Annotated in this window: 9 protein-coding genes; all 9 read right to left on the bottom strand. The window is 48.0% G+C overall.

The features are described 5' to 3' along the window. A partial coding sequence (locus HCN83_RS18240; protein ID WP_205774611.1) for a hypothetical protein occupies positions 1-209 on the bottom strand: 209 nt, incomplete at its 3' end. A 174-nt stretch (positions 210-383) separates the two neighbouring features. Further along, positions 384-1,073 (bottom strand): zinc metallopeptidase, encoded by a 690-nt coding sequence (locus tag HCN83_RS11585; protein WP_246238208.1) that lies wholly within the window; start codon positions 1,071-1,073, stop codon positions 384-386. A 38-nt stretch (positions 1,074-1,111) separates the two neighbouring features. Then, entirely contained in the window at positions 1,112-1,717 is a 606-nt protein-coding gene (locus HCN83_RS11580; protein WP_168007460.1) for a DUF1405 domain-containing protein, read from the bottom strand. A 68-nt stretch (positions 1,718-1,785) separates the two neighbouring features. Beyond that, the gene (locus tag HCN83_RS11575; RefSeq protein ID WP_168007459.1) at positions 1,786-2,661 is read right to left on the bottom strand and encodes a menaquinol-cytochrome c reductase cytochrome b/c subunit; all 876 of its coding nucleotides are present in this window, start codon (positions 2,659-2,661) and stop codon (positions 1,786-1,788) included. Between the two features lie 24 nt (positions 2,662-2,685). Then, on the bottom strand, positions 2,686-3,357 hold the full coding sequence (gene qcrB / locus HCN83_RS11570) for a menaquinol-cytochrome c reductase cytochrome b subunit (RefSeq protein ID WP_168007458.1): 672 nt from the start codon (positions 3,355-3,357) through the stop codon (positions 2,686-2,688). A 16-nt stretch (positions 3,358-3,373) separates the two neighbouring features. After that, positions 3,374-3,877, bottom strand: a complete 504-nt coding sequence (locus tag HCN83_RS11565; protein ID WP_168007457.1) for a Rieske 2Fe-2S domain-containing protein — start codon at positions 3,875-3,877, stop codon at positions 3,374-3,376. Positions 3,878-4,074: 197 nt separating this feature from the next. Continuing rightward, on the bottom strand, positions 4,075-4,557 hold the full coding sequence (locus HCN83_RS11560) for a YpiF family protein (RefSeq protein WP_168007455.1): 483 nt from the start codon (positions 4,555-4,557) through the stop codon (positions 4,075-4,077). Positions 4,558-4,598: 41 nt separating this feature from the next. Beyond that, on the bottom strand, positions 4,599-5,147 hold the full coding sequence (locus tag HCN83_RS11555; RefSeq protein ID WP_168007453.1) for a ReoY family proteolytic degradation factor: 549 nt from the start codon (positions 5,145-5,147) through the stop codon (positions 4,599-4,601). A gap of 146 nt (positions 5,148-5,293) precedes the next feature. Continuing rightward, entirely contained in the window at positions 5,294-6,592 is a 1,299-nt protein-coding gene (locus tag HCN83_RS11550) for a tetratricopeptide repeat protein (RefSeq protein WP_168007452.1), read from the bottom strand. Positions 6,593-6,634 lie beyond the last annotated feature (42 nt).

Here is a 6,634-nt window from a genome sequence, read left to right as displayed (position 1 = left end):
GCTTTCATACAGATAGAACCTTCCCAATAAAACGTTTCGATGTTAAATAGGGATGTCAGTCCTTCATCGAATTCATGATAAACGTAAAAAAACAGTCGAGTCTGCCTAGTGGGAAGTTGTTTTCCACTAGGCAGAGCCGTTTCCCCGATGTGTCCGGCGGAGACGCCAGTGGAAGCCGCGCAGCCTGAAGATCCTTTCTCAGGGGTCACCCTGAGAAATAGCTGAAGGCCAGCCCACGGCAAGCTTCCGCCGGTAAACAGAGGGGAAATACAACCAAACGAATAAACATGTAAGTTGTAAGACTTTTTCAACAACGAGGGGCTCTTCCATAGGAAGAGCCCCTCGTTGTTGAATCAGTCTGAATTCGTTTATTAACAGACGACTTAATCGTTATTCATCAGAATATACATATAAACAAAACGAAGCAGTTCAAGTACGACTACGAGAGCCCCTGCTACATACGTTAGTGCAGCAGCGTTGAGTACTTTTTTCGTTTCCCGTTCCTCATCGTTACGAATAACGCCGCTTGAAACAATTTGGTCCATTGCCCTTGAAGAAGCGTTGAATTCTACAGGGAGAGTGACGAGTTGAAACAACACTGCAAACGACATCAGCACAATTCCTGCGAGCATCAGCTCACTGAACTGAAGCAGCATACCACCTATGATGAAAAAGATGGCACTGTTGGAACCAAAGCTTGCAACTGGTACAAGCGCGGAGCGGAATTTAAGAAACGAATAGGATTCCGCATCCTGAATGGCGTGACCAACTTCATGAGCTGCAACCGCTGCTCCGGCGACAGAGTTCTTAAAATAGTTTTGTTCAGAAAGACGAACGGTTTTTGTACGAGGATCGTAATGATCCGTCAGTTTGCCTTTGACCGGCTCTACTGTGACATCGAACAGTCCGTTGTCGTCCAAAATTTTTCTTGCGGTCTCAGCCCCCGTCATTCCGGAAGAAGCGGGTACCTGTGAATATTTTTTATAGGCACTTTTGACTCTGGAATTCGCCCAGAGCGGAATAGCGATCAGTGCTGCAAAATAAAGCAAAAACATCGTCATTGAACCGAACATGAATGAACCCCCTCCTAACATGATTTCTAAGGTTAATTTTAGTCAGACTTGACTTGAAAGTCAAAACTTCTGCTTTGACGGGCACCTTTAAATACGATCACGAGCCCCAATATACCAAGCCAGAAAGTAAAATAGCCAATTTGAGGCGTGTAAGGCTGCAATGAGGCAGAAATCCAAGGATGCATTCCAAAGACGTAATCAATGATATCATTATGAACCGTCCATACACCTGTTAACACTAAGTGTATTGGCTTAATTCTGTAAAATGGAAGGTAGAGCAGCGCCTGCAGTGCCATTCCTGCATGTGAGAATACAAGCATCCAATGTAAAATGTTCAAGGTGTCTCCGGCGGCTCCGGCGGCCAAATTCATGACGACCGCCCAGACTCCATACTTGATCAGCGTGACAGCAGCAAGGGCTTCCATCAGCGGCCACTGCCTGCCTGCCAGGTAACATCCGAGCACTATTGTAAAAAAAAGACTCGCTGTCGGGCTGTCCGGAACAAAAGGCAGGAAATAGTAAGGAGTCTGCATCAGCTGTGCCTCATACCAGACATACCCGTAAATCGTTCCCAGAAGGTTGACGATAAACAAGGCCCATAAGAAACGCCTGTCCTTCAGTATGTAAAACAAATACTCCTTCATCATAATCAGCCTCCGGAAACATAGAAAAATGCCGGTGACACACACTATCACCGGCATTTTCTTACTTATTATTCTTCATTATCTCCGGCATCTTCATTTTCTTCGCCGTCATTATTCTCTTCACCATCATCTTCGTCTTCATCGTCGCCACCATCGCCGCCGTCACCGTTATCCGGATCCTGGCCGTCATTGGCGATAAATGCCGCTAGCGTCTCAAGCTCTTCGTCAGAGCCTTCGAACTGGTCGCCAGGCATTTCACCAATACCATTTTGAATGATGTCGATTACTTCATCCGTATCATAGTCACTTTCGAAGATGTTTGGACCGGCAGCGCCGCCCATCATATCTCCGCCGTGACAGCTGATACAGGAATCCTGAGTCTGGTAAATTTCATAACCGGCAGCCGATTCATCGATTTCCATATCCTCCTGAATCTGTCCCTGCTGTTCAGCAGCTTCCCAGTCGTGCTGGTCAACAGATTCCCAAGTTAGGAAAATGATTGAAATGACACCGAGAATCATAAGTCCGGTTCCGATCGGACGCTTATAGAAGCGGCGCTCCTTGCCACCGTCAAGCCATGGTGCAAGCAGCAGTGCCCCAAACGCTACGCCCGGAATAACAACCGCTCCCATCACTGTGTACGGTCCTGCAGCAAACTCATACTTCAGGAGCTGATACAGGAACAGGAAGTACCAGTCCGGCAGAGGAACATAACCGGTTTCTGTCGGATCAGCGATCGTTTCGAGCGGAGCCGGGTGGGCAACCGTCAGTACAAGAAAGCCGATCAGGAAAACTGCCCCGACCATCCACTCACGCAGAAGGAAGTTCGGCCAGAAGGCTTCTGTTTTCCCCGGATATTCTGAGTAATCCTTCGGTATATTAGGTTTACGTTCTGCAGGCACTCGAGAGTCGCCTACAAACTTCATCCCTTTTCCGCGATGCATATTGTCCCCTCCTCATCTTTGATTTTACAATGGTCCGGAAATACCCTGCTTACGGATCATAAAGAAGTGGGCTCCAAGCAGACCGAGCAGTGCTCCCGGAAGGAAGAAGACGTGAATCGCAAAGAATCGGGCGAGGGTCTGTGCACCGATGATGTCACCGCCGGCAAGCAGTACCCTGGCAAATTCACCAACGAATGGTGCTGCCTCCGCAATTTCGAGTCCAACCACTGTTGCAAAGTAAGCCTTCATATCCCATGGCAGCAGGTATCCTGTGAAGCCTAGTCCCAGAATGACGAAGAAAAGTAGAACTCCGACAACCCAGTTCAGTTCACGCGGCTTCTTATAAGAGCCGGTAAAGAATACCCGCAGTGTATGCAGGAACATCATGACGATAACCAAACTGGCACCCCAGTGATGCATACCCCGGACGATCATACCGTGGGTAACTTCGTTTTGTAAGTAATAAACAGATTCATATGCATGAATAATATCAGGTACATAATACATCGTCAGGAACATACCAGACAAAATCTGGATGACGACAACGAAAAACGTCAAACCGCCGAAGCAGTAGACAAAAGCTGAGAAATGATGGGCCGGATTAACGTGCTCAGGCACCTCGTGGTCCGCAATATCGCGCCATAGAGGGGTAATATCGAGCCGTTCGTCCACCCAGTCGTACACTTTCTGTAACATAGCTGGCCCCCCTTATTTAACCACGTTGATTAATCTGACCTAAATAAATCATTCCGTCCCGAACTTCTACATCATACACGTCCAACGGTCTCGTAGGAGGTGTACCCGCAACATTCGTACCATCCCGCTCAAACCGTCCAAAATGACATGGGCAGAAGAATTCTTCCGGATTGTCTTCGTTCGTGCCCCAGTTTACTGTACAACCCAGATGGGTACAGATTGGTGACAGCGCAAGAATCTCGTCATCGTACCGGAGAACCCATGCTGACCGGCTTTGTTCCGACGTATACCAGCCGTCATCAAGCTCTACGTTAAAGTCAACACGCTGTGGCTCTTCCGTCACTTCATCTTCGCTAAGGCCGACAGAAACAAACTCTGAATCACCTGCAGCTTCAAGTGCTGGATCCAGGGCCATTCTCACCATGGGAGCGAGCATTCCTGCTGCCATGAAACCGCCTACACCTGTAAGCGTGTAGGTAAGGAACTGGCGTCTAGAGACTCTGTGGTTCTTCTCGCTCACAACCTTCCCTCCTCACTTCCGTTTCTACACACACTTTTATAAAAAATCATACTAAGACATATCAATCATAGCTTATCGGATTGAGCTGTGTCAATAAAATCAATGGATTCATTTTACAAGAATAATATTGTATGAAAGCGCTTTTGAGCTGTATAAATTTGCAGCCCTTCTTTGCTCCCATTTTGTTGATTCATTTCTTAATTCTGGCTGTCGTCTCTTCCGGAAGACGTCCATTTATCTGTCATTATTGGAATGATCTGCTGCGCCTGCTGTTCGATCGACTGAAGCTTATCACGTCCATCCATTCCTTTAAGCGGGAATGACGGCACCCATACTAGCTCTCCATTTCCTTTTGTATCCGCTGTGCGCCAGTCCATATCTGCTGTCAGGTACAGAAAGTGCTCAAATCCCTCTTTGCTGAACGCCTGCTGCCACGTCAGCAGACGCTCCATCCGATCTGCGAGCGGCTCTGTTAAAAGGTAGGTGAATGGCGGCAGCAAAAAGACTCTGCCTGTATACTGTTGTTCAACGTATTCAGCGAGATATTCGGTAAATTCAGCCATCTTAACAGCATCCTTCATTTTTTTTCCTGGTGCCGCCGGAATCAGCGGAATAACAGCTGTATCTATATATTCGGCAGCCTGGCTGTATGTATCCATATCCTTCCCGATCCATTTCATCGCGTAGCACTCCCTTTTGTTTTTCGGCATGAGAAAAGCCCTCAGCTTTCAAGGGCCTTTAATTCCGCATACTTTTTAGACAATTGATTAAACTGTTCCCGGTTCCCTTCAGAAAGTGCCCGGTCAATATCAAGTTCGAGCCGGCCCAGTTCCTGCGTTCGCAGGGATTGATCAAGTACAATCTCAGCGAGCAGCGACGTAACCGCCTCCTCTTCCCTGTTTTCAGGCAGGTACGGGTTTTCCTCCAGTACAGCGGCGTATTCAGGCACAAGCTGCTTTTCTTTAAAATTCAGCTGAATGAAAATCTCTTCACTTCGGTTCAGACGGATATCATGGAATGACTTTTCGGCATCCATCGTCACGTGCTGGTTTTTATGAAAGGCAAAAGGAACCTGATCCACATCGTTTGCCGAAATCATGAGAGCTTTCGGACAAAATTCGGCTTTCTCCACAAAGTGCACCCTTTCCATCAGAACATCATCACTCATCAGGAAATTGAGGAGCCAGGCACACTCTCTCCGCTTCAGCTGGTACTTGTCCAAAAACCATTTCAAAAAGTCTTTTTTTTCTAAAACAGAAATAGAAGCCACTGCATCTCCCTCCTTCGGGCGTAAGCGCTGTCAGCTTATAATACTTATTCTACAAGGGAAGCCGAATTCCTGCAAAAATTTTAGACTGACATTCGGCAAATGAGAAGCATCTAACCTGCTATGCGGACAAGCCCGGCTCCTATTTATCAGCTCTGTTGACCGTCAGAACGGAGCCGGTCTTCGACATCTTCAATTTTTGCTTCCAAATCAACCCTGTCCGGGTCTGCTGCAAACGCTGCTTTGAGTGAGGCAAGCGCCTTTTCTGTTCTGCCAGCTGCAAAATAGATGTCGGCAGCTTCTTCCAGCATGAGGCTGTCGTCCTGGCCGGAGCCGTCGGAAAATGCGGCATCAACTGCCTGGGCGGCACCCGACACATCGTCTTCTTCAAAAAGTGCTTTCGCCCGGAACCACTCATAAAGCGGATCAAATTCATTATATTCATCGAGAAAACGGATCAAGTCGAGAACTTCCTCATAATCTCCGCGTTCCTCATATAAATACAAGGCCTCTTTTACAGCTGAAACGTTGGAAGGATTCATAGCGATAACCCTGGACAGGAAGCTGCGGCCCTCTGCCTCTTCTCCTCTGGACAGCTGCAGCCTTGCCATCTGCAAATACAGCTCTTCATTGTATTCATCTCGGGCGATTCCCTGCTTCAGCGTTTCAGCAGCTTCTTCCCATCTTTTAACGGCTATATATACTCTGCCAAGCACACTGTAGGCAGTCGTATAATCGGGATCTTGTTCGATCAGTTTTTCGAGTGCATCTGCCGCATCCGTATATCGTTCAAGCTGGAGCGACGTAACCCCGAGTCCGAACAGGCCGTCCGCCGTTTCTTCTTTCTCCATACCTGACTTATAATGATCAACTGCCTCTTCAAACTGTCCGGCTGCACTGTACGCCTCCGCAAGCCGCACATGTGGATTGATGGGCAGGTCATCCGGAAGCTTTCCGCCAAGAACCGCTTTTCTGAACCAGGAAACAGCTGTCTGGTAATCACCCCGGTTTAAATAAAATTCTCCAAGTCCCAGCTGAAGAAGCGGTTCCTCCGGCATGACCTCTTTCGCTTCCAGCAGCTTCTGTTCCGCGACTTCTTCCAGTCCTTCACTTTCATACAGATCTGCAAGCAGGAGCCTCGCCTGCAAATAAGCTTTATCCGAGCTGTCTATCTCGTTCAGCATGTCCAGCGCTTCCTGTTCCCGTCCCAGCTCCATGTAGCACTCTGAGGCAAATGCAAATAACTCCCCGTTTTCCGGATAGTTAAACAACAGCTCTTCAACGATCGGCAGCGCCCGGTCAACTAAACCAAGCTCGAAGTAAAGCTCCGCTGCTGTCCGCTTTGTTTCATCGTCAGCTTCCCTGGTCAGTTGTTCCAAGTCGGTGAGCGCTTCTTCATGTTCGCCATTTTCAATCCGGGTAATAATATTCCGGAGTTCTTCGTTCATCGTGATCCCCTCCGTTACAGGCAGACAGAAAAAGGCCGTCGA

Origin of the sequence: Alkalicoccus luteus (genome assembly GCF_012034335.1) — a bacterium.
Lineage (GTDB): Bacteria > Bacillota > Bacilli > Bacillales > Salisediminibacteriaceae > Alkalicoccus > Alkalicoccus luteus_A.
The sequence above is the reverse complement of the archived record's forward strand: the minus strand, read 5'-3'. Positions and strand labels throughout refer to the sequence as shown.

Coding starts and splice junctions, on each gene's coding strand:
- HCN83_RS11580 (WP_168007460.1), bottom strand. CDS start 1,717: ATGAAGGAGTATTTGTTTTACATACTGAAGGACAGGCGTTTCTTATGG.
- HCN83_RS11585 (WP_246238208.1), bottom strand. CDS start 1,073: ATGTTCGGTTCAATGACGATGTTTTTGCTTTATTTTGCAGCACTGATC.
- HCN83_RS11550 (WP_168007452.1), bottom strand. CDS start 6,592: ATGAACGAAGAACTCCGGAATATTATTACCCGGATTGAAAATGGCGAA.
- HCN83_RS11560 (WP_168007455.1), bottom strand. CDS start 4,557: ATGAAATGGATCGGGAAGGATATGGATACATACAGCCAGGCTGCCGAA.
- HCN83_RS11575 (WP_168007459.1), bottom strand. CDS start 2,661: ATGCATCGCGGAAAAGGGATGAAGTTTGTAGGCGACTCTCGAGTGCCT.
- qcrB (WP_168007458.1), bottom strand. CDS start 3,357: ATGTTACAGAAAGTGTACGACTGGGTGGACGAACGGCTCGATATTACC.